This is a genomic window from Sphingobium sp. GW821-FHT02B05 (genome assembly GCF_059421905.1).
In genome coordinates this window covers 1,642,536-1,662,761 of sequence record NZ_JBWKVW010000001.1, presented here as the reverse complement: position 1 = coordinate 1,662,761, position 20,226 = coordinate 1,642,536, and the positions used below count along the sequence as shown (strand labels likewise).

Sequence of the window (20,226 nt, the reverse complement as noted above, 5' to 3'; positions counted from 1 at the left end):
TCCTATAGCTCAGTCCTCGAACACTGCCGTAGGACAATGCCGCCCGCAAAGGAAGGCATCCGCTACAAGGCGCAGCGGCGCTGTATCCGCGTCGATCGCCTTGTCCGCCACCAGTCCCACGAAACGACGGTACATGGTCGGATATTCTTCGTCCGGCGCTTTCATCTGTACCTCGCCATCGAGGCGCAGCGTGTTGCCGCCTTCGGACAGGAGCAGGCTGCCCTTGTCTGTCTCCACTGCGATGTCCCAGGTCTGCGGACCGGTCTGGCGCCAATCGAACACGGCGTCTATCGCTGCGCCCGATGCCGTTGCCATGGCCAGCGTCGCACCGATCGGCGCCTGCTTGTTCGACGGCACTTCCAGTTCCGCCGAAAGAACGGTGATCGGCTCGCCGACGATCTCGGTCAGGATCGACAGGGCGTTTATGCCCGGATCGAACACGCCAAAACCGCCCGCTTCCCATATCCAGGGCTGGCCCGGATGCCAGTGACGCACATCCTCGCGCCACTGAATGTCGATCCGCTCGACCTTGCGCGCCGCGATCCACGCCTTGGCCTGGGCCACGGCGGCGGCATAGCGGCTGTGCCAGCTGGCATAGAGCGTGACGCCCTGCCCCTTCGCCAGCGCCGTCAGCGCCTCCACTTCGGACACGGTCGCGCCCGGCGGCTTTTCCAGAAACACATGCTTGCCCGCCAGCAACGCCTGCCGGGCCGCATGATAGCGGACCTGCGGCGGCTGGCAGAGGATGACGGCGTCAAGGTCGGGTTCGCCCGCCAGCATCGCGCCGAGGTCAGGGTAATTATTCACCCCTTCCCCCTGCGCGTTGCGGCTGGCGACGGCGACCAGGTCGATGCCGTCTATCTTTTCAATGGCGGGCAGGTGCTGATCGCGCGCGATCTTGCCGAGCCCTACCAGACCTGCCCGAATGGTCATGCGGCCACTTCCAGCTTGCCTTCGTTACGGCGCGTCAGGCCCCAGGGATTGGCGTCCTGCAACGCGGCGGGCAGCAGCGCATCGGGTACGTCCTGATAGCAGACCGGGCGCAGGAAGCGCATCATCGCCAGCGTACCGACCGAGGTCGAGCGGCCGTCCGATGTGGAGGGGAAGGGACCGCCATGGACCATGGCGTGGGTCACTTCGACCCCGGTGGGCCAGCCATTGGCAAGCACGCGGCCCACTTTACGGGAAAGCGTGGGCAGCAGCTTGGCGGCATCGTCCGCATCGCTGGCTTCCATCTGGAGCGTTGCGGTCAGCTGACCTTCCAGATCGGCGATCGTGGCGATGACGTCTTCGATCGTGGCGCATTTCACCAGGATCGAGGATGCACCGAACACTTCATGCGCCAATGCCGGGTTCGCGCGGAACTGGTCGGCAGCGGTGGAGAAGAAGGCGGACTGGCCGCGATTGACGCCGTCCGCTTCCGTACCGCGCGCGACGGTCGTCACGCCATCTGCGCTGGCCAGTGCCTCGACGCCCTTTTCATAGGCGGCGTGGATGCCCGGCGTCAGCATGACCTGCGCCGCATTGGCCGACAGGGCGTTGGCGGCCGAAGCGACGAACGTGTCGAGATCGGGGCTGTCGAGCGCGATCACCATGCCGGGATTGGTGCAGAACTGGCCGGCGAACAGCGACATGGAGCCGACGAATGCGGTGCCCAGCGCTTCGGCGCGCGCGGCGAGCGCGCCGGGCAGCAGGACGACCGGGTTGATCGACGACATTTCCGAATAGACCGGGATCGGCTCGGCCCGCTTGGCGGCGATCTGCATCAGCGCAATGCCGCCACCGCGCGAACCGGTGAAGCCCACCGCCTTGATGCGGGCGTCAGCGACCAGTGCGCCGCCCAGATCGTTGGTGGTGCCGGGCAGGTAGGAGAATACGCCTTCGGGCAGGCCACAGGCCGCGACCGCCGCGATGATCGCGCGGGCGACCAGTTCGCCGGTGCCGGGGTGCGCGGGATGCCCCTTCACCACGACCGGGCAACCGGCCGCGAAGGCGGATGCCGTGTCGCCGCCCGCGACCGAGAAAGCGAGCGGGAAGTTGGACGCGCCGAACACGGCGACCGGGCCGAGCGCCTGATTGACGCGGCGCAGGTCGCTGCGCGGCAGGGGGGTGCGTTCCGGCAGCGCCTTGTCGATCGTGGCGTCCAGCCAGTCGCCCTGGCGGACATAGCTGGCGAACAGGCGCAACTGGCCGACGGTGCGGCCCCGCTCGCCCTCGAGCCGACCGCGGGGCAGGCCGGATTCGCTCATCGCGGTGGTGATGAGCAGGTCGCCGACAGCGACGATCTGGTCGGCGACGGCCTCCAGGAAAGCGGCGCGTGCGTCGGGGGTCAGGGTGGAGAAGGTTTCGAACGCGGCCTCGGCCAAAGCGGTCGCGTCAGCGACATCGGCGGTCGATGCGTTGGAAAAGGCGACCTCGCCCTTCGCGCCGGTCGACGGGTCGATGGCGTAGAAAGGCTCGCCGCCGTTGCGCTCGCTCGCGCCGATAAGGATGGCTCCGTTGAACATGATGTTCTCCTGAATGAAGGATGGAATGGCTGATCGATCGTGCAGCCGGGATCTGGTCCGTTTGCGGCACATATCATGCTGAAATGACAGGGAAGGGGGCGGCCTTCAGATGGAGAGCCGCCCCGCTGCTTTCAAGAATTAATGATTGTCACGCGGCAGGCCCATGGTCTGGGCGATGCGCTGATATTTCTCCGCGCCTTCCAGGATGGCGCCGGTGTTCATCTGGCCCACGACCGAGCGCTGGATTTCCTGCCATGGGGTCTGCGAAGCGGGATATTTGAATCCGCCCTCGGCCACCAGCTTGGCGCGGCGGGCCTCCAGTTCCTCGTCGGAAATCAGGACGTTCACCGTACCGGCCTTCAGGTCCATGCGGACGCGGTCGCCGGTTTCCAGCAGCGCAAGGCCACCCATGGCTGCCGCTTCGGGGGAAGCGTTCAGGATCGACGGGCTTCCGCTCGTACCCGACTGGCGGCCATCGCCGATGCAGGGCAGGGCGGACACGCCTTCGGTAATGAGATAGGATGGCGGACGCATGTTCACGACCTCGGCCGCACCCGGATAGCCGATGGGGCCGGCGCCGCGCATGAACATCAGCGTGTCGGCGGTGATGCCGACCGACGGGTCGTCGATGCGATGGTGATAATCTTCCGGCCCGTCGAACACGACCGCCGGGCCTTCAAAGGCTTCGGGGTCGTCTGGGTTCGACAGGTAGCGCTGGCGGAACTCGTCGCTGATGACGCTGGTCTTCATGACCGCTTCGTCGAACAGGTTGCCGGTCAGGACCAGGAAGCCGGCTTCGTCCTTTAGCGGCTGGCCGAACGGGCGGATGACCTTTTCATCCTCGATCTCCACGCCCTTGCAATTTTCGCCCATGGTCTTGCCATTGACGGTCATCGCGCCTTCCTTGATCAGGCCCTGATCGATCAGCTGGCTGATGACGGCAGGCAGGCCGCCGGCCCGATAATAATCCTCGCCCAGATATTCGCCGGCAGGCTGCATGTTGACCAGCAGCGGCACCTTATGCCCGACGGTTTCCCAGTCCTTGAGCGGCAGGTCCACGCCCATATGGCGGGCGATTGCGGCCAGATGGATCGGCGCGTTGGTCGAACCGCCGATCGCCGAGTTGGCGACGATGGCGTTGTGGAAGGCGTCGAGCGTCATGATGTCGGAGGGCTTCAAGTCCTCATGCACCATTTCCACGATGCGCTTCCCGGTGCGCCAGGCCGCTTCCTGCCGGTCGCGATAGGGGGCCGGGATCGCCGCGCTGCCGGGCAGCATCATGCCCAGTGCTTCGGCCAGCGCGTTCATGGTGCTGGCGGTGCCCATGGTGTTGCAGAAGCCAGTGGACGGTGCAGACGATGCGACCAGCTTGATGAAGCCTTCATCGTCGATCTTGCCGGCGGCCAGCAGCTGGCGGCCATGCCATACGATCGTCCCCGAACCGGTGCGCTCACCCTTGTGCCAGCCATTGAGCATCGGGCCCACCGACAAGGCGATCGCCGGAATGTTGACGGTCGCGGCGGCCATCAGCAGCGCCGGCGTGGTCTTGTCGCACCCGCTGGTCAGGATCACGCCGTCGAGCGGATAGCCATACATGGCTTCGACCAGGCCCAGATAGGCAAGGTTGCGGTCGAGGCCAGCGGTCGGGCGCTTGCCGGTTTCCTGGATCGGATGGACCGGGAATTCCAACGCGATGCCGCCCATTTCGCGAATGCCCTCGCGCATGCGTTCGGCCAGCACCAGATGATGGCGATTGCAGGGTGACAGGTCGCTGCCGGTCTGGGCGATGCCGATAATCGGTTTGCCGCTGCGCAGTTCCTCGAGGGACAGGCCGAAGTTCAGATAGCGCTCCAGATAGAGCGAGGTCATGTCGATATTGTCCGGGTTGTCGAACCAGGCGCGGCTGCGCAGCTTCGGGGCAGTCTTGGGCGAATCGCTCATAGGGGCATCCTGACGCAAAAATAGGGCATGGCGCGTTGACGCGCTTGCCCTCCTGATATACTCAGACAAATAACATTTCAAGCACCCGAAGTGGGGTAATGTGAGCGCTACCATAAATAAAGTCAGGACCGGGCCGCGATGACCGGTGCGGTAGGGGGTTATGCCGTGATCGGCGACTGGGGCACCAGCCGCCTGCGCCTGTTCCGGGTCGAACAGGGGGCTATCGTGGCGCGTCGCGACGGGCCGGGTATCGGCGCGGTCGGGCGCGCGGCAGAGGCCGCCTTTGCCGAAACGATGGCACTCTGGCTGGATGATGGCGCTCCGGAATCGATCACACTTTGCGGCATGGCCGGCGCGCGCGACGGCTGGGTCGAGGCGCCCTATGCCGACTGTCCCGCCGACGCCGCGACATGGCGGCAGGCGGCCGTGCGGTTCGACTGGCACGGTGCGCCACTCGCCATCATGGCGGGTCTGGCCTGCAAGAGCGCGGACGGCGTCCCTGATGTGATGCGGGGCGAGGAGACGCAGATTTTTGGCGCCCTGGCGCGCGACCCCGCGCTTTGCCACGGTCGGCACCTGATCGTGTTGCCGGGCACGCACAATAAATGGTCGTTGGTCGAGGACGGCCGGATCGTCTCTTTCCGCACCATGCCGACCGGCGAGTTGTTTGCCCTGCTGCGCGACCAGTCGACACTGGGGCCGAAAGTCGAGCTGACCGATCCGGCCCACGAAGCCGCTGGTTTCGCCGAAGGATTGGACCGCGCGAATGATGCCAAGCTGTTGCAGTCGTTGTTCGCGGCGCGGGCCATGCGGCTGCGCAGCGGTCGGTCGGGCGACTGGGCGCTGGGCTATCTGTCCGGCCTGCTGATCGGCTGCGAGATTGCGGAGATTATGGAGACGCTGACCGGCACGGACGACGTGGTGCTGATTGGCGACAAGAAATTATCCGCCCGCTATGCGCAGGCGCTCGACGCACGGGGCATCGCATGCCGTGCGCTGGATGGTGACGGCTGCGCGCTCGCGGGCCTTGGTTTTACGGGAGAGTTGACGGCATGACCTTGGACGAATTGCTGGCCGACGGCGCGCCGCCGGTCTGCGCCATCCTGCGCGGCATCAAGCCGCAAGAGGCGATCGACGTCAGCGCGGCGCTGGTAGAAGCGGGCATCCGCATCCTGGAAGTGCCGTTCAACTCGCCTGAGCCATTGAAGAGCATCGCGGCGATGCAGGATGCGTTTGGCGATCGCGCGCTGATCGGCGGCGGCACGGTGCTGAGCGTCGAAGCGGTCGAGCAATTGCATGGCGCGGGCGGGCGCATCATGGTGACGCCGAACACCAATCCAGCCGTGATCGCGCGGGGCGCAGAGCTGGGACTGGAACTCCTGCCCGGCTTCATGACGCCCAGCGAAGCCTTCGCCGCGATCGCTGCGGGCGCGAAGCGGATCAAGCTGTTCCCGGCGGCGCAACTGGGCGCGGCCTATGTAAAGGCGGTGAAGGACGTGCTGCCCAAGCATGTCAGCGTGTGGGCGGTCGGCGGTACTGGCGCGGATACGATCGGGCAGTGGCTTGCTGGCGGATGCGAAGGCATTGGCGTCGGTGGCGCGCTTTACAAGCCGGGCGACGACGCGGCGACTGTGGGGCAGAGAGGCCGCGATCTTGTGGCGGCATGGAACGCCGCGGCCGTTTGAATTTTCAGGCGACACCTTCGGCTGGCTGTTCGGCCCGATCCAGAACCTCGCGTATCTTCGCGGCCAGGTCGGCATAGCCAAAGGGCTTGGTCAGCAGCTCCACGCCCGCATCCAGCCGGCCACGATGGACGATGGCGTCGCGGGCATAACCGGTGGTGAACAGGATTTTGAGGTCCGGCCAGCGCGTCTTGGCCGCGCGACTGAGATCCGCTCCGGTCATGCCGCCTGGTAGGACCACATCGGTAAAGAGCAAATGGACTGGCCTGTCCGCTGCCTCCAGCGCGGCGAGGGCGGCAGGGCCATCGTTGGCGGCGATTACATGATAACCCAGGTCGCGCAGCACTTCGAGCGAATAGGCGCGGACATTATCGTCATCTTCGCACAGCAGGATCGTTTCGGCCCCGCCCCGCAGCGGCCGGGGCGGCACATCTTGCGCATCGTTGGCAGCAACGCTGCCATGGTGACGGGGCAGGTAGAGGCGTACGCTGGTGCCCTGGCCCGGCTGCGACTGGACGCGCATATGGCCACCCGACTGTTTGATGAAGCCATAGACCATCGACAGGCCAAGGCCGGTGCCGCGCCCGACTTCCTTTGTGGTGAAAAAGGGTTCGATCGCCTGAGCCAGCGTTTCCGCGTCCATACCGTCGCCCGAATCCGATACGCATATTACCACATAGTCCCCCGGCGTCAGCTCGCCGTCCTGCGCTGCCTGATCGGCGTCAATGACGCGATTGGTCACCTCGATCGCCAATTGGCCGCCTGAAGGCATGGCGTCGCGCGCATTGACCGCCAGGTTGAGCAGCGCATTTTCCATCTGGTTGACATCCACCTCGATCGGCCAGCTTCGCGGCGTTTCGATCGTCGTGACGCGAATCGTCTCGCCCAGCGTCCGGTGCAGCATGTCCGACATGCCGGCGACGAGCTGGTTGGGATTTGCCGGGCGCGGGTCGAGTGGCTGGCGGCGGGAAAAGGCCAGCAACCGCTGCGTCAATATGGTTGCCCGGTCCGCGCCTGCGGCGGCGCGCGCGACCATGTTTCGCATCCGCGTCGCATCGGCAGGTAGCGCTCTTTGCAACAATTCCAGATTGCCAGTCACGATCTGAAGCAGATTGTTGAAGTCGTGCGCTACCCCGCCAGTCAGCTGACCCAGCGTTTCCATCTTCTGCGCCTGTCGCAGCGCCGCTTCGGTATCGGCCAGCGCGAGCGCATGGGCGCGTTGCTCCGTGACGTCGCGGGCGACGCAATAGATGATGTCGCCATCCGGCACGGCGGTCCAGCTGAAGGTGCGGTAACTGCCATCCTTCGTCCGGAACCGATTGTCGAAGCGCATCACCGTTTCGCCCTGGGCCAGATCGTCGATGCGTTCGCGGGTTGCGGCGATATCGTCGGGATGTTCCATCCATTGCGACGTGCGGCCGATCAGATCCTCTTCGGTCCAGCCCAATATGTCGGTCCAGGCGGGACTGGCGGCAAGCCAGACGCCTGCGGTATCCGCGATCAGAAAGGGATCGCGAGCCAGTGCCCAGAGGCGGTTGCGCTCGGCCAGCATCGCTCGCTCGGCCAGCACGCGCTGCGTGGTTTCGCTGACGATGCACAGGACGCCGCCGATCGACCCGTCGCCTTCGAAGACCGGGGAATAGCTGATGTCGAAATAGACATGCTCGCCCCGGCCGCCGTCACGTTCGATGTAAAAGGGGCGGTCCTTGGCATGGACCGTTTCGCCGCCTTCATAGACGGTGCGCAGCAACGGTCCGAGGTCGCTCCATAACTCGGCCCAGCCCTCGCAGCCAGGACGGCCAAGCACATGGGGATGTTTGTCGCCGATCGTGGGGACGTAGGTTTCATTATAGAGCGCGCAATATTGCGGCCCCCAGAACAGCACGATTTCCGCCTTGGACGACAGCATCAGGCGGACGGTCGACACCAGGATGGGCGACCAGCTGTCCACCGGGCCAAGCGGTGAACTGTCGTCCAGCGCGGCGATGAGAGCCCCGACCGGTCCCTGCGCAGCGATCATCGCGGCTATGCCGGTCGGTGCGGCGGTCATGACAAAATCCCTGCTTCAAACCATGTCAGTTTCATACGCCCTTGGCGCAATTTGTTTCCCAATTGCCAGCCTCTGGGCCGATTTGTCCATGCCCGATATGCGCTGCGACGGCTTGAAAAGGGGCCGGCATGGGCGCATGGACCGGGCCATGACAGCCGCTTCGTTCCGCGCCCCGCGCCCTGCCGCCATTGCCCGCTGGTTGCTGACCGTGGCGTTCCTGGTCTTTTGCATGGTTGTGGTGGGCGGGATTACGCGCCTGACCGAATCCGGCCTGTCGATTACCCAGTGGAAACCGATCACCGGCGCCATTCCGCCACTGACCCATGCCCAGTGGATAGAGGCATTCCGCCTATATCAGCAAATTCCCGAATATCAGCAGTTGCGCCAAGGCATGACCCTGTCGGACTTCCAGTTCATCTTCTTCTGGGAATGGCTGCATCGGCTGCTCGGCCGGCTCATCGGCGTGGCTTTTGCGCTGCCGCTCATCTGGTTCGCGGTGCGTCGTGCCATTCCCGCGGGCTATGGTCTCCGTCTGGTCGCACTCCTCGCTTTGGGCGGATTGCAGGGCGCGATCGGCTGGTGGATGGTGAAGTCCGGCCTGTCCGTGCGCACGGATGTCAGCCATTATCGGCTGGCCGTCCATCTGCTGACGGCGCTGTTCATCATCGGCGGCCTGATCTGGACGGCGCTGGATCTGCGCGCATTGGCGCGCTCCGGCGGCGCGCGGCCGGCGCGGTTGCGCCCCTTCGCGCTGGCGGTGCTGCTGGTGCTGCTGATCCAGTTGATGCTGGGCGCGTTCACCGCTGGCCTGGACGCCGGCTATGTGTCCAACACATGGCCGCTGATGAACGATCATCTGGTGCCGGAGGGGATCAGCTGGATGGGATCATATTGGGCCACCATGTCCAGCGATCCCTATCTCGTCCATTTCCTGCATCGCTGGTGGGCCTGGGTCGCGGCCGTGATGCTGATCCTTCTGGCGCGGCTGGCGAAGCGGGCGGGGCAACGTGGCGCGTCGATCGCCATCAACGCTGCGTTGGGGACTCAGATAGTTCTGGGCATCGCCACCGTCATCAGCGGCATCGCCCTGCCACTGGCAGTGCTGCATCAGGCTGTCGGCACGCTGGTCGTGGCCGCCGCCGCCTGGGGCGCCCATGCCGTGGGCGCGCGCCGGTGAGGACGCCGCTGGCCATCGTCGCAATCGCGCTGGCGCAGCCGGTCGCGGCGCAGACCATCGCAATCCCCTTTGCGCCGCCGACCGACCGGGCACTGACCTATCGCATCGAACAGCATCGACCAGTGGCGGGCAAGGTCAGCGCCTTCACCGCCAGCCGCGATCTGCGGTTCGAACGGGTGGGGGAGGGTTATGTCCTCACCGTCACTTTGCGCGCGATCGACACGGACGCTCCCCAACCGGGCGCGCACCCTTATCGCGCAGCGCTGGGGCCATTGGTCGGGATCGCCATGCGCTTCCGGCTGGATGGGCAGGGCAAGATCGTCGCGCTGGATGATGAAGATGCGATCTGGGCGAAGGTGCGGGCCGGCGTCGATGTCGTGGCGGCCGAGCCTGATAGCGAGCGCCAGCGGGCGGCGCAAAAGGTCCGCGCCTTGTTCGACAGCCTGTCAGTTGAAGGGCGCTTGTCTTTGCTGTCGGGCGAATTGCGTCCGATTTTTCTTTTCGCCAGTAGTGATGTCGCAGGTGGCGCAGGGCGCGGATTGCGCAGCGTGGCCGGGTCCCCGCTTGTGCGCCCGGTGCCGGTCGAAGGCGCGCTGACGCTGTCCGGGCAGGATGGCGACATGCTGGTTCTGGACGAAAAGCTGGCCGGGGACGGTGTGCAGGTTTCGATCAAATATCGCCTGTCGCGGGTCACCGGTCTGGTGGAAAGTCAGGAGCGAAGCCTGATCGCAGGCGGACAGCCGCTGGTGGAAAAACGGACTCTGACGCCCGCCGATTAGGCGAAGGTATTATTTTACCCGTCGGGAAACGCCCCGAATCTCTTGACTTCCTGCGCCGCTACCGTCATTAGCGCCCCACTTCCGGGTGTCGGCAACGGCGCCCGGTTTCATTTTTCATCTGGAGTATTGGCACCATGAAGGCGCTGATGAAGACCACCAAGCCGGCGACCCCGGCAACGGTCGAAAAGAAGTGGATCCTGATCGACGCCGAAGGCGCCGTCGTGGGCCGTCTCGCATCGACCGTCGCGAATATCCTGCGCGGCAAGCACAAGACCAGCTTCACGCCCCACGTCGATTGCGGTGACAATGTCATCATCATCAACGCCGGCAAGGTGAAGTTCACCGGTCGCAAGCTGACCGACAAGGTTTACTACAAGCACACCGGTTATGCCGGCGGCATCAAGGAAACCACCCCCCAGAAGATTCTGGAAGGTCGTTTCCCTGAGCGCGTCCTGGAAAAGGCCGTCGAGCGTATGATCCCCCGTGGTCCGCTGGGTCGTCAGCAGATGCGCAACCTGCGCATCTTCGCCGGTGCCGAGCATGCTCATGAAGCCCAGAACCCCGAAGTGCTCGATTTCGTGTCGCGCAACCGCAAGAACAAGGTGGGTGCATAATGTCCGATAACCGCCAGTCCCTGTCCGACCTTGCGGCGATCGCCGCGAACGCCCCCGTCGCCGCTGCGCCTGTCGCCGCCGACGCCGTGGAAGGTGAAGCGCCCGTCGTCTCCGCTCCGGTTCAGCCGTCGGCCCCGCTGCGCGATCAGGAAATCGACAGCCTCGGCCGCGCCTACGCCACCGGCCGTCGTAAGGACGCCGTTGCCCGCGTGTGGGTAAAGCCCGGCACCGGCAAGATCACGGTCAACGGCCGTGACCAGGAAGTCTATTTCGCCCGTCCGACCCTGCGCCTGGTGATCAACCAGCCGTTCGGCGTCACCGAGCGTGAAGGCCAGTATGACGTGATCGCCACCGTCAAGGGCGGCGGTCTGTCGGGTCAGGCCGGCGCCGTGAAGCACGGCATTGCGCAGGCTTTGTCGAAGTACGAGCCGGCGCTGCGCAGCGCGGTCAAGGCCGAAGGCTTCCTGACCCGCGACAGCCGCGTCGTCGAGCGTAAGAAGTACGGTAAGGCCAAGGCCCGTCGTAGCTTCCAGTTCTCGAAGCGCTAAGCGTCTTCGACACCATCGAACACAGAGAAGGGGCCGGTTTCCGGTCCCTTTTTTGTTGCGCCTTGCGTGAGATTTTCCTTCGTTTCGAGCGTGGTCGAGAAACGCATATATTGCGCTATCCGCCTCCCGACTTTGCCCGGATCGAATGGAGCAGGCGTCAATCGCCGCGTGGCACCGCCACCTCGACCGCGCCGGCCGCGATCTTCACCGTAACGGGCGTTTTCGCCAATACTTCACCGTCGATGGAGATGCGCTGGCGGGGGTGGCAGTCGATCTTGAAGCATGTGCCGTGAAACTCTTCGGTATGCGCGTTACGATCGCGCAGTTTGAAGAATTTGGCGTACCAGTCCCAGGCGAGGCGCGGCTTGCTGCGGCCCACGACGGCCTGCACCACGATTTCCCCGGTGTCGACATCGGCGTGATCGGAAAGCTCTACGCCGCCATGATAGGGGCCGTTCAGGATGCGTACCTCCGTCGACCACATGCGCCGTTCCTTCACACCATCGTCGACGGTCAGGCGGAAGGCGCGAAAGCCGACCGAGCATTTGACGGCCCAGAGCAGATAGCCGATCCGCCCCAGATAGCGCTTCAGCTTGTGTGGCACGGTCTGCCCGATCATCGGCGAGAGACCGAGCGAGGCCGCATTCACGAAATAGTCGCGGTCGATCATGCCCAGGTCCACGCGGCGGCGCTGGCCGTTGGCGATCGCCTGCACCGCGCCGTCCAGGTCGAGCGGCAGGCCCAGCGTCCGGGCGAAGCTGTTCGCCGTGCCGAGCGGCAGTACGCCGAACACGACATGCTTGCCGACCAGTTCGTCCACCGTCCCCGACATGGATCCGTCGCCGCCGCCCACGATCACCATGGGCGCGCCGCTTTCCACCGCCTTGCGCACGGTCGCGGCCATCTGTTCGGGGTCTTCCACCGCATGGGCGGCGATCAGGCGGACGCCGGCAGCTTCCAGCTTGGCCTTCGCCTGCGCGAAATTATCCTGCCCGCTTCGGCTATGGGCGTTGACGACCAATATGGCGTCTTTGGGGAGGGGGTTCGTTTCCATGCCGCAATAACTCCGCGAGAAGGGATTTGGGTCCGTTGGAAACCCTGTGGCGCGCAATCGTTACTGTGCCATGGCTCGCATCGCTCATCTTTCCGATATTCACTTTGGCGCCAATCATCGCAAGATCGTGGACGCCGCCACCGCCTGGCTGGAGGAAAGGCGGCCCGACCTGGTCGTCATCAGCGGCGATTTCACGCAGCGGGCACGAGTGGAGCAGTTCAAACAGGCCGCCGCCTGGCTCAACAGGTTGCACGGCGCAGGACTGAAGACGCTGGTGGTGCCGGGCAATCATGATGTGCCGCTTTATGATGTGGTGCGCCGTTTCACTCGGCCGCTGGCGCGCTATAAACGCTATATCAGCAACGATCTCTGCCCCTTTTACGAGGATAGGGAGGTCGCGATCCTGGGACTCAACACCGCCCGTTCGCTCACGATCAAGGACGGGCGGATCAATCATGACCAGATGGACCTGCTGCGCGATCGCTTCGCCAGGGTGGCGCCGGACAAGACCCGCATCCTTGTCACCCATCATCCGCTCTTTTCCATGCCGATCGGCAAGGGCGGGGAATTGAGCGAAGCGGTCGGCCGGCACGATGACGCGGTCAGGGCCGCTTGCGAGGCCGGGGTGCATCTGGCGCTGGCCGGTCATTTTCATCGCACCTATGCGCAGGCCGCGCAGAAGATGGTGGAACATAGCGGCGGCGCGTTGGTGATCCAGGCCGGGACGGCGACCTCCACCCGGCTGCGCAACGCCGAACCGCAAAGTTTCAACTGGCTGCATGTGCGGCGAAACAACGAGATGGAGTTGCAGGTGATCGTATGGGATGGTGCGGCGTTCCGGCGGGCGAGCCATGTCGAATATCGCCGTCAGGATGAAGAATGGACATCGCGGGCTATCTATGAAGCGCCGGTGGTCGGCAAACTGGCACTTGGCACTGCAAATGGCCCACATGCGATGGCACCGGACTGACACTTTATACACTCTATACTGATCGGAATATCATGACGGAAAAAACGGCACTCGTCGTCGGCGCAAGCGGGATCGTGGGCGGCGCTACCGCTGCACTTCTGACCGCTGAAGGATGGACGGTGCATGGTCTGGCGCGGCGACCGATAAGCCAGGCTGGCGTACTGCCTGTCGTCGCTGACCTTCGGGATGCCGAAGCGACGGCATCAGCGCTCGCCGATATCCGGCCCGATGCGGTGTTTATCACCACCTGGCTGCGGCAGGATAGCGAGGCGGAGAATATCCGGGTGAATGCGGCCATGGTTCGCAACCTGCTCGATGGTCTTCGTCCCGGTGCCAGCACACGCCATGTCGCGCTGGTTACCGGCCTCAAACATTATCTCGGTCCGTTCGAGGCCTATGGAAAAGGCGTGTTGCCGCAGACCCCGTTTCGCGAAGAACAGGGGCGGCTGGACGTCGAGAATTTCTATTATGCCCAGGAGGATGAGCTGTTCGCCGCGGCAGAACAGGATGGTTTCGGCTGGAGCGTGCATCGCCCGCATACGGTCATTGGCAAGGCGGTCGGCAACGCGATGAACATGGGGACGACGCTGGCCGTCTATGCGACGCTGTGCCGCGAAACGGGGCGTCCCTTCCGCTTTCCCGGCTCTGCCGCACAATGGCATGGCCTGACTGACATGACGGACGCCACGGTGCTGGCGAAGCATCTGCTATGGGCGACGCAAACGGCATCGGCGCGGAACGAAGCCTTCAACATCGTCAATGGTGACGTGTTCCGCTGGCAGTGGCTGTGGGGCCGGATTGCAACATGGTTCGGGTTGGAGGCTGCGCCTTTCGATGGCGAAATCCTGCCGCTGGAACGGCAGATGGCGGACGACGCGGCGACTTGGGGCCGCATCGCCGAACGCGACGGACTGGTCGAAGCGGACATCACCCGTCTCATCTCGCCCTGGCATACGGATGCCGATCTGGGTCGTCCGATCGAAGTGGTGACCGACATGTCGAAAAGCCGTCGGATGGGCTTTACGACTTACTTGCCGACCGACGATGCCTTCTTCGCGCTGTTCGACCGCCTTCGCGCCGATCGCCTCATTCCCTGAGCGTGCGAAGGGGAAGGATCAGTCCTTCCCCTTCAGCGCCGCCGCGAGCGATACCGTGGCGCTGCCGCGTTTGGCGGGGGCGGCCTGGCTGGGGTCGGGTTTCCAGCCGGACAGGTAGATGATCGCCATCTGCTCTGCGGTGCGGCCGTCCGGGTCGGCGGCTCCGGCGAAATGAGCGGCAGCGCGCATCAGCACATCGCGGGTCAGGGCCGGTGCGCGCGTCTCCAGCACATTGCCTGCGCCCATGCCGCGCAAATCATGCATCAGGCGGATGACGTCGCCATAGCGGACATCCAGCGCGTCTCCGTCCGCGACGGGCATGGCGAAGCCGGCGCGGCTCAATAGGTCGCCGGCCGATCGCACATCGACTTGCGGATGGACATGCTGGCCGGGCCGGTCGCCTTCCGCCGCGAGCAGGGCCGCCTTGAGCCGCGGCAGGCTGCCGGCGCCCGCAAAAGCGGCGAGCATCAGTCCATCGGGGCGCAGCACGCGCCGCATCAGGATCAGCGCACCGGGCAGGTCGTTGACGCTGTCGAGCGTACCGCAGGCGATGACCAGATCGAAACTGTCGTCGGCAAAGGGCAGGGCGTCTTCGTCGGCCTGTACGCCGCCTGCAATACTGGCCGCGACAAAGCCAGGGTCGGCGCAGGCCACCCGCTTGCCCATCGCCTCCAGCGCCGCCCTGGCGCTGCCGTCCGGGCAACCGATCAGCAGCACTTCGGGCAGGTCGCGCTGTACGTCGCCCAGCCGGTCGAGCAACTCGTCCAGCATCGCCCGGTAGAGAAAGTCATGGTCGGCGAAGGCGGGCAACATGCGGTCGCGGTGGCGCGCGCGGCGATCGCGGTCGAAAATGTCGGGGCGGGAATCCATGGCGGGCCTTGTGCATCGGGCGCGAAGTGCGGACAAGGCAGATGATGCCTGTCCTCCCGCTTCTCAAGGGGCTTTTGCAGCCTGCGGTCGATTATGCGCTGCCGCCGCGCTGCCCCGGTTGCGGCGCCATCGTGGGGGAGGATTTCGCTTTCTGCCTGTCCTGCTGGGGCGGGATGGAATTTCTGGGCGAGCCCTGCTGCGCGCGGTGCGGCGTGCCTTTCCCGCATGAAATGGGGAAAGGGGCGGAATGTGGGGGTTGCATGGCCGATCCGCCGCCATGGGACAGTGCGCGGGCGGTGCTGGCCTATGGCGATGTCGCGCGGACGGTGGCGCTGCGCCTGAAATATGGGCGGCGCATCGGCCTGGCCCGGTTGATCGCGCGGCAGATGCTGCGTCACGTGGGGGATACGGAAGCCCTGATCGTGCCGGTGCCGTTGCACCGCTGGCGCTTGTGGAACCGGGGTTTCAACCAGTCGGCCCTGATTGCCGATCATCTGGGGCGGCTGACGGGCTGGCCGGTGGACAAACAGGCATTGCGGCGCGTGAAGCGCACGGCGCCGTTGCGGGGCATGAACCCGAAGCAGCGGGCGAAGATGGTGCGTGGCGCCTTCGCGCTGGGGGGCGCGCAGCGGCTGAAGGGCCGGCGCATATTGCTGATCGACGATGTCCATACCAGCGGCGCGACGGCGGCTGCCTGTGCGAAGATGCTGAAGCGCGGCGGGGCCGGGGACGTGCGGCTGCTTTGCTGGGCGCGGGTGCTTCCGGACGCCATTGCCCAACCCGTTGATTGACAAAGCGCTGCTTTACCCCAATTTCGGGGGAAAGGAGTTTTCCGATATCATGGCGAAGGTCGAAATCTATACCAAGGACTGGTGCGGCTATTGTGCGCGGGCCAAGGCGCTGCTGACCGACAAGGGTGTACCGTTCGAAGAATATGACATCACGATGGGCGGCCCGAAGCGCGAGGAAATGCTGGAGCGGGCGCCCGGCCGGTCCAGCGTGCCGCAAATCTTCATCGACGGCGCCCATATCGGGGGCAGCGACGACCTGTCCGCGCTGAACCGGGCGGGCAAGCTGGACGCATTGCTGGGCCTATGAGCATGTTGCGCGCCGCCCTGTTCCAGATGACCAGCGGGGTCGATCCCGCCGCCAACGCCGCCGCCATCGTGGAGATGGTGAAGCGGGCGAAGGCGGAGGGGGCGGACATGCTGTTCACCCCCGAAATGGCCGGGTGCCTGGATCGCGACCGGGCGCGGGCGGCGAACACGCTGCGCAACGAAGCGGAGGATGTGGTGCTGGCCGCCGTGCGGGATGCCGCCGCGCGCGAAGGGATGTGGGTGCATATCGGGTCGCTGCCCCTGAAGGGCGAGCGGGCCGACGGGCGCTGGGCCAATCGCAGTTTCCTGATCGACGACACGGGCGCGATCCGGGCGCGCTACGACAAGATCCATCTGTTCGACGTCGATCTGGCGACGGGGGAAAGCTGGCGCGAATCTTCGGTCTATGGGCCGGGCGAACAGGTGGTCGCGGCCGATACGCCATGGGGGCGGATGGGCTTTTCCATCTGCTACGACATGCGCTTTCCCGATCTGTACCGGGCGCTGACCAATGCGGGCGCGACGATCTTGCTGGCGCCGGCTGCCTTTACCGTGCCCACGGGGCAGGCGCACTGGCATGTGCTGCTGCGCGCGCGGGCGATCGAGGCCGGCTGCTATGTCATCGCGACGGCCCAGGTGGGCCATCATGAAGATGGCCGCATCACCTATGGCCATAGCGTGGTGATCGATCCCTGGGGCGAAGTCCTGCTCGACATGGGCGAAACCGCCGGGCTGGGGCTTGCGGATATCGACCTGTCGCGCATAGGGGATGTGCGCGGGCGCGTGCCCGCCATCTCCAACCGCCGTATGATACCCAAGGACGTGACTGTTTCGTGATCGTATTCGACCTGAAATGCGCGGGCCAGGGCCATGTGTTCGAAGCATGGTTCGGGTCCAGCACCGATTATGCGGACCAGAAGGCGCGGGGTCTGTTGACCTGTCCGCTATGCGGCGACGCGGACGTGACCAAGGCGGTGATGGCGCCGGCCGTGGGGGCGAAGGGCAATAGCCGCACCGAAGTGGCGCCGGCGTCCTCCCCGCGGCAGGAGCCGACCGCGCCGGTCATGAACGTTGCGGATCAGGCGAAGATGCAGGCGCTGGTCGAAGCGCTGGGGCAGGCGCAGGCCAAGGCGTTGGAAGGTTCCACCTGGGTCGGGCGCGGCTTTGCCGAACAGGCCCGCGCCATGCACTATGGCGAGCAGGACCGCAGCAGCATCCATGGCGAGGTGGCACCGGCCGAGGCCAAGGCGCTGATCGCAGAGGGTGTCGAGGTCGCGCCGCTGCCCTTTCCGGTCATTCCACCCCAAGCTAAGAATTGACCGGAACCGCGACGCGCAATAGAGCCGTCGCCGGGCACCCGTAGCTCAGCAGGATAGAGCATTAGATTCCTAATCTAAGGGCCATGGGTTCGAATCCCGTCGGGTGCACCATTTCTAAAGCCTCAAGCGTCGGCGTGGGCACCCTGACGGGTTCCAGATCGCTCTTTTCCGAGTGCCTCACTCAATAGCGCCATTTTCAGGACCGCGCCGGCTTTTCGTCCGGACGCAGGGTCAGGACGCGCACGCCGGTCGCCGTGACCGCCACGGTATGTTCGAATTGGGCGGACAGCTTGCCGTCGGTGGTGACCACGGTCCAGCCATCGTCCAGCGTCCGTACCGTGCGGCGGCCCTGGTTCAGCATCGGCTCGATGGTGAAGACCATGCCTTCCTTCAGCACCATGCCGCTGCCGGGCTTGCCGAAATGCAGGACCTGCGGCTCTTCGTGCATTTCGGTGCCGATGCCATGACCGCAATAGTCGCGCACGATCGCATAGCCGGCGCGCTTGGCGTGGCGCTCGATCGCATGGCCCACGTCGCCGAGGCGGGCACCGGGCCGGACCATGCCGATGCCCTTCCACAGCGCATCATAAGTGGTCTTCACCAGCCGGCGGGCGGCGGGCGTGACGTCGCCGATCATGTAGGTCTTGCTGGAATCGGCGATATAGCCGTCCTTTTCCAGCGTGATGTCGAAATTCACGATGTCGCCGTCGCGCAGCACCTCCTGCGTTGAGGGCACGCCATGGCAGACGACATGGTTGATCGAGCAGTTGAGGACGAAGCCATAGCCATATTGGCCCTTGCTGGCGGGCCGTGCCTGCAACTGATCGACGATCAGGCGCTCGACCGCATTGTTGACGTCCATCGTCGTGCGCCCGGCGAGCGGCTGGGCGTCGAGCCAGGTGAAGACGGATGCCAGCAACCGGCCTGCTTCCGCCATGATCTCGATTTCGGCGGGGGTCTTTATCATCCTGCCGGCACCGGCATGGGGGCGGGATCAACGCCGGCCTCCTGATATTCCCTGGCCACGATCTGCTGAAAGCTGAGCTGGGGGTTCAGTTCGCACAACATGCCGATCCTGATCCAGAAGGCGGCCTGCGCGTTGATCGAGCGGTAGGCAGCCTTGCTGGCCTTGCGCAGCTGATCGTGCAGCTCATCCTCTATGTTGACGATACCCACAGTCCATCCTGCCCTATATGAATCATATATGGTTCATATAGGGCATCGGGGAAATGGGCAAGATCAGCGGGATCGGCGCACCGGGCAGATGGTGATCGCGCCGATCAGGGCGAAAAGGCAGCCGACGAAGTAGATGGCGGCATAGTCATTGCCCTGCGCGCTGCCGATCGCGAGGATGATCGGGGCGATGGCGGGGGCCAGCGACTGGGGCAGGCTGTTGGCGATCTGGAACACGCCCATATCCTTCGCGCTGTCCTCCGGCCGGGGCAGGATGGCGGCCAGCAGGGCAAGGTCGACCGCGAAATAGAGGCCCTTGCCGATGCCGGCCATGGCGACGCCGACCAGGAATTGCGAGACGGACGGGGCGAGGGCGATCGTCAGGAAACCGGCGCCCTCCAGCGCGGCGGCAAGGAAGATCAGAGGTTTGCGGCGGCCGGTCCAGTCGGTGATGAAGCCGCCGACCAGCGATATGGCGATGGTGGCGGTGGCGATGATCGCCATGGACTTTACCATCACCTGCGTCGCGGCGGCCTTTTCCAGCGACAATTGATCGGTCAGGAAGAAAAGCTGGTAGGTCAAAAGGAACGACCAGGCCATCATGATGAGGAAGCGGCTGCCAAAGGCCCAGCTGAAGTCCCAGTCGCGGAAAGGGGCGCCGATCGCGCGCAGCATGGCGATGGGGCCAAGGCGGCGATCATCGCTGCCGGCGGCCTGGCGATCGGGCAGGATGAAGCACAGGATACCGATGCTGACCACGGTGATCGCGAAGGGAGCAAGGAACATCAGCAGCGACGACCCCTGGGTATATTGGGTGATCCAGCTGCCTGCGAAGGTGCCCATGGTCGATGTCATGCCCAGCATGCCCGCAACACGCCCCTGCCAGCGGACGGGAATGATGTCGGGCAGGATCGGCAGGCATCCCGCCTGCATCGCGTTGAAGCCGGCCTGGCAGATGATCCAGCCCACGCCCAACAGCAGGAGATTGGGCGCAAGGCCGAGCAGCAGCAGGCCGGCGCCCGCGACCAGCAGCCCGCCCAGCAGCCATGGTCGGCGGCGGCCGAAGCGGCTGCGCGTCCGGTCCGACAGGGCGCCGCAGACCGGCGTGGCAACCAGCGCCACGAAGCCGCCGATCGCCAGGATGATGCCCAGCCAGCGGCCTTTCTCCGCCTCGCTCGCAATCTCACCCACGCGCAGCGCCAGCGTCATCACCACCGGGGTCAGCAGCGCGACCCAGATGCCGAACTGCGCCAGTACATAAATGGCGACGAAGCCCAGCGACACGGCGGGGCGAGTGGTTTCCGGCGAAGGGGATGCGGTCATCGACGCGAACTTTCAGAAGGGCCGG

General features: G+C 65.1%; 21 protein-coding genes and 1 tRNA gene. 13 read left to right on the top strand and 9 right to left on the bottom strand.

Annotated elements, in window-relative coordinates; all coding sequences use genetic code 11:
* Positions 1 to 9 precede the first annotated feature (9 nt).
* The 3 genes from AC07UX_RS08355 to AC07UX_RS08345 form a co-directional block, all read right to left on the bottom strand.
* Positions 10 to 933, bottom strand: a complete 924-nt coding sequence (locus AC07UX_RS08355; RefSeq protein ID WP_495191439.1) for a Gfo/Idh/MocA family protein — start codon at positions 931 to 933, stop codon at positions 10 to 12.
* Complete coding sequence (locus tag AC07UX_RS08350) at positions 930 to 2,507, bottom strand: aldehyde dehydrogenase (NADP(+)) (protein WP_495191438.1); 1,578 nt, start codon at positions 2,505 to 2,507, stop codon at positions 930 to 932. Before AC07UX_RS08350 ends, AC07UX_RS08355 begins: the two co-directional genes overlap by 4 nt.
* Before the next feature lie 138 nt (positions 2,508 to 2,645).
* Positions 2,646 to 4,448 (bottom strand): IlvD/Edd family dehydratase, encoded by a 1,803-nt coding sequence (locus AC07UX_RS08345; RefSeq protein WP_495191437.1) that lies wholly within the window; start codon positions 4,446 to 4,448, stop codon positions 2,646 to 2,648.
* A 138-nt stretch (positions 4,449 to 4,586) separates the two neighbouring features.
* Between AC07UX_RS08345 and AC07UX_RS08340 the strand changes: the two genes are divergently transcribed.
* Positions 4,587 to 5,504 (top strand): 2-dehydro-3-deoxygalactonokinase, encoded by a 918-nt coding sequence (locus AC07UX_RS08340; protein WP_495191436.1) that lies wholly within the window; start codon positions 4,587 to 4,589, stop codon positions 5,502 to 5,504.
* Positions 5,501 to 6,133 carry a 2-dehydro-3-deoxy-6-phosphogalactonate aldolase gene (locus AC07UX_RS08335; protein WP_495191435.1) on the top strand — a complete coding sequence of 211 codons (633 nt, stop codon included), beginning with the start codon at positions 5,501 to 5,503 and terminating at the stop codon, positions 6,131 to 6,133. Before AC07UX_RS08340 ends, AC07UX_RS08335 begins: the two co-directional genes overlap by 4 nt.
* A 4-nt stretch (positions 6,134 to 6,137) precedes the next feature.
* Here the strand turns inward: AC07UX_RS08335 and AC07UX_RS08330 are convergent, their stop codons facing one another.
* Complete coding sequence (locus AC07UX_RS08330; RefSeq protein ID WP_495191434.1) at positions 6,138 to 8,180, bottom strand: ATP-binding protein; 2,043 nt, start codon at positions 8,178 to 8,180, stop codon at positions 6,138 to 6,140.
* Between the two features lie 148 nt (positions 8,181 to 8,328).
* On the opposite strand from AC07UX_RS08330, the gene AC07UX_RS08325 reads away from it, so the two are divergent.
* The 4 genes from AC07UX_RS08325 (at position 8,329) to rpsI (ending at position 11,298) form a co-directional block, all read left to right on the top strand.
* Complete coding sequence (locus AC07UX_RS08325) at positions 8,329 to 9,357, top strand: COX15/CtaA family protein (protein WP_495191433.1); 1,029 nt, start codon at positions 8,329 to 8,331, stop codon at positions 9,355 to 9,357.
* The gene (locus tag AC07UX_RS08320; protein ID WP_495191432.1) at positions 9,354 to 10,136 is read left to right on the top strand and encodes a hypothetical protein; all 783 of its coding nucleotides are present in this window, start codon (positions 9,354 to 9,356) and stop codon (positions 10,134 to 10,136) included. Before AC07UX_RS08325 ends, AC07UX_RS08320 begins: the two co-directional genes overlap by 4 nt.
* Positions 10,137 to 10,270: 134 nt before the next feature.
* On the top strand, positions 10,271 to 10,750 hold the full coding sequence (gene rplM, locus AC07UX_RS08315) for a 50S ribosomal protein L13 (protein ID WP_082462630.1): 480 nt from the start codon (positions 10,271 to 10,273) through the stop codon (positions 10,748 to 10,750).
* Entirely contained in the window at positions 10,750 to 11,298 is a 549-nt protein-coding gene (gene rpsI / locus AC07UX_RS08310; RefSeq protein WP_495191431.1) for a 30S ribosomal protein S9, read from the top strand. Before rplM ends, rpsI begins: the two co-directional genes overlap by 1 nt.
* A 157-nt stretch (positions 11,299 to 11,455) precedes the next feature.
* Here the strand turns inward: rpsI and AC07UX_RS08305 are convergent, their stop codons facing one another.
* The gene (locus AC07UX_RS08305; protein ID WP_495191430.1) at positions 11,456 to 12,352 is read right to left on the bottom strand and encodes a diacylglycerol/lipid kinase family protein; all 897 of its coding nucleotides are present in this window, start codon (positions 12,350 to 12,352) and stop codon (positions 11,456 to 11,458) included.
* 70 nt (positions 12,353 to 12,422) lie between these two features.
* Here AC07UX_RS08305 and AC07UX_RS08300 point away from each other — a divergent pair, with 70 nt between their 5' ends.
* On the top strand, positions 12,423 to 13,322 hold the full coding sequence (locus tag AC07UX_RS08300) for a metallophosphoesterase family protein (RefSeq protein WP_495191429.1): 900 nt from the start codon (positions 12,423 to 12,425) through the stop codon (positions 13,320 to 13,322).
* 32 nt (positions 13,323 to 13,354) lie between these two features.
* Positions 13,355 to 14,419 (top strand): SDR family oxidoreductase, encoded by a 1,065-nt coding sequence (locus AC07UX_RS08295; RefSeq protein WP_495191428.1) that lies wholly within the window; start codon positions 13,355 to 13,357, stop codon positions 14,417 to 14,419.
* Between the two features lie 18 nt (positions 14,420 to 14,437).
* Here AC07UX_RS08295 and AC07UX_RS08290 read toward each other — a convergent pair whose 3' ends face one another.
* Complete coding sequence (locus tag AC07UX_RS08290; protein ID WP_495191427.1) at positions 14,438 to 15,289, bottom strand: class I SAM-dependent methyltransferase; 852 nt, start codon at positions 15,287 to 15,289, stop codon at positions 14,438 to 14,440.
* A 41-nt stretch (positions 15,290 to 15,330) separates the two neighbouring features.
* Between AC07UX_RS08290 and AC07UX_RS08285 the strand changes: the two genes are divergently transcribed.
* The 5 genes from AC07UX_RS08285 to AC07UX_RS08265 all read left to right on the top strand — a co-directional run bounded on the left by AC07UX_RS08285 (position 15,331) and on the right by AC07UX_RS08265 (position 17,816).
* Positions 15,331 to 16,080, top strand: a complete 750-nt coding sequence (locus AC07UX_RS08285) for a double zinc ribbon domain-containing protein (RefSeq protein WP_495191426.1) — start codon at positions 15,331 to 15,333, stop codon at positions 16,078 to 16,080.
* A 49-nt stretch (positions 16,081 to 16,129) separates the two neighbouring features.
* Positions 16,130 to 16,387 carry a glutaredoxin 3 gene (gene grxC, locus AC07UX_RS08280; protein ID WP_495191425.1) on the top strand — a complete coding sequence of 86 codons (258 nt, stop codon included), beginning with the start codon at positions 16,130 to 16,132 and terminating at the stop codon, positions 16,385 to 16,387.
* Positions 16,388 to 16,392: 5 nt separating this feature from the next.
* Positions 16,393 to 17,223, top strand: coding sequence for a carbon-nitrogen hydrolase family protein (locus AC07UX_RS08275; RefSeq protein ID WP_495191837.1), 831 nt, complete (start codon positions 16,393 to 16,395; stop codon positions 17,221 to 17,223).
* Positions 17,220 to 17,705, top strand: a complete 486-nt coding sequence (locus AC07UX_RS08270) for a DUF1178 family protein (RefSeq protein ID WP_495191424.1) — start codon at positions 17,220 to 17,222, stop codon at positions 17,703 to 17,705. The genes AC07UX_RS08275 and AC07UX_RS08270 overlap by 4 nt, the downstream gene beginning before the upstream one ends.
* A 34-nt stretch (positions 17,706 to 17,739) precedes the next feature.
* A tRNA-Arg gene (locus tag AC07UX_RS08265) sits at positions 17,740 to 17,816 on the top strand.
* Positions 17,817 to 17,901: 85 nt separating this feature from the next.
* Here the strand turns inward: AC07UX_RS08265 and map are convergent.
* The 3 genes from map to AC07UX_RS08250 all read right to left on the bottom strand — a co-directional run bounded on the left by map (position 17,902) and on the right by AC07UX_RS08250 (position 20,201).
* Entirely contained in the window at positions 17,902 to 18,672 is a 771-nt protein-coding gene (gene map / locus AC07UX_RS08260; protein WP_495191423.1) for a type I methionyl aminopeptidase, read from the bottom strand.
* Positions 18,669 to 18,881, bottom strand: a complete 213-nt coding sequence (locus AC07UX_RS08255; protein WP_495191422.1) for a ParD-like family protein — start codon at positions 18,879 to 18,881, stop codon at positions 18,669 to 18,671. The genes map and AC07UX_RS08255 overlap by 4 nt, the downstream gene beginning before the upstream one ends.
* A 63-nt stretch (positions 18,882 to 18,944) precedes the next feature.
* Complete coding sequence (locus AC07UX_RS08250; protein WP_495191421.1) at positions 18,945 to 20,201, bottom strand: MFS transporter; 1,257 nt, start codon at positions 20,199 to 20,201, stop codon at positions 18,945 to 18,947.
* Between the last annotated feature and the right edge of the window lie 25 nt (positions 20,202 to 20,226).

What these genes read in the sequence shown, in the direction of transcription:
- AC07UX_RS08355 (WP_495191439.1), bottom strand. Translation starts at nt 933, where the DNA reads ATGACCATTCGGGCAGGTCTGGTAGGGCTCGGCAAGATCGCGCGCGAT.
- AC07UX_RS08350 (WP_495191438.1), bottom strand. Translation starts at nt 2,507, where the DNA reads ATGTTCAACGGAGCCATCCTTATCGGCGCGAGCGAGCGCAACGGCGGC.
- AC07UX_RS08345 (WP_495191437.1), bottom strand. Translation starts at nt 4,448, where the DNA reads ATGAGCGATTCGCCCAAGACTGCCCCGAAGCTGCGCAGCCGCGCCTGG.
- AC07UX_RS08340 (WP_495191436.1), top strand. Translation starts at nt 4,587, where the DNA reads ATGACCGGTGCGGTAGGGGGTTATGCCGTGATCGGCGACTGGGGCACC.
- AC07UX_RS08335 (WP_495191435.1), top strand. Translation starts at nt 5,501, where the DNA reads ATGACCTTGGACGAATTGCTGGCCGACGGCGCGCCGCCGGTCTGCGCC.
- AC07UX_RS08330 (WP_495191434.1), bottom strand. Translation starts at nt 8,180, where the DNA reads ATGACCGCCGCACCGACCGGCATAGCCGCGATGATCGCTGCGCAGGGA.
- AC07UX_RS08325 (WP_495191433.1), top strand. Translation starts at nt 8,329, where the DNA reads ATGACAGCCGCTTCGTTCCGCGCCCCGCGCCCTGCCGCCATTGCCCGC.
- rplM (WP_082462630.1), top strand. Translation starts at nt 10,271, where the DNA reads ATGAAGGCGCTGATGAAGACCACCAAGCCGGCGACCCCGGCAACGGTC.
- rpsI (WP_495191431.1), top strand. Translation starts at nt 10,750, where the DNA reads ATGTCCGATAACCGCCAGTCCCTGTCCGACCTTGCGGCGATCGCCGCG.
- AC07UX_RS08305 (WP_495191430.1), bottom strand. Translation starts at nt 12,352, where the DNA reads ATGGAAACGAACCCCCTCCCCAAAGACGCCATATTGGTCGTCAACGCC.
- AC07UX_RS08300 (WP_495191429.1), top strand. Translation starts at nt 12,423, where the DNA reads ATGGCTCGCATCGCTCATCTTTCCGATATTCACTTTGGCGCCAATCAT.
- AC07UX_RS08295 (WP_495191428.1), top strand. Translation starts at nt 13,355, where the DNA reads ATGACGGAAAAAACGGCACTCGTCGTCGGCGCAAGCGGGATCGTGGGC.
- AC07UX_RS08290 (WP_495191427.1), bottom strand. Translation starts at nt 15,289, where the DNA reads ATGGATTCCCGCCCCGACATTTTCGACCGCGATCGCCGCGCGCGCCAC.
- AC07UX_RS08285 (WP_495191426.1), top strand. Translation starts at nt 15,331, where the DNA reads ATGATGCCTGTCCTCCCGCTTCTCAAGGGGCTTTTGCAGCCTGCGGTC.
- grxC (WP_495191425.1), top strand. Translation starts at nt 16,130, where the DNA reads ATGGCGAAGGTCGAAATCTATACCAAGGACTGGTGCGGCTATTGTGCG.
- map (WP_495191423.1), bottom strand. Translation starts at nt 18,672, where the DNA reads ATGATAAAGACCCCCGCCGAAATCGAGATCATGGCGGAAGCAGGCCGG.
- AC07UX_RS08250 (WP_495191421.1), bottom strand. Translation starts at nt 20,201, where the DNA reads ATGACCGCATCCCCTTCGCCGGAAACCACTCGCCCCGCCGTGTCGCTG.